Origin of the sequence: Fructobacillus fructosus KCTC 3544, from assembly GCF_001438695.1 — a bacterium.
Lineage (GTDB): Bacteria > Bacillota > Bacilli > Lactobacillales > Lactobacillaceae > Fructobacillus > Fructobacillus fructosus.
Map to the genome: position 1 here is coordinate 1 of NZ_JQBH01000042.1, position 295 is coordinate 295.

Annotated in this window: 1 pseudogene; it reads left to right on the plus strand. The window is 38.6% G+C overall.

The window, feature by feature from the left end:
• Positions 1-295 (plus strand): annotated as a pseudogene (locus IV71_RS08195) (helicase HerA domain-containing protein); the annotation flags it as partial.

Sequence of the window (295 nt, forward strand, 5' to 3'; positions counted from 1 at the left end):
CAACAAGAAAAGATTCCGTACGAACAAGTACCACACTCAGTCATTGTTCTTGATGAAGCTCAAAATTATCTTCAAATGGAAAATGCTTACAATCTGAAATATATTGTGACACTTATGGAGCAGATGCGGAAAAACTATGCGGCTTTGATGTTGGCTATGCCAACAATTGAAGACCTCGGTGTTACGAATACGAATACAACGGATGCAAAAGCAAAAGAATATTACAAGAACATCAAGAAGATGATGGACCTGTTGCAGTACCGCTTTTTCTTCCATTTACCCGATTCCAACTTGG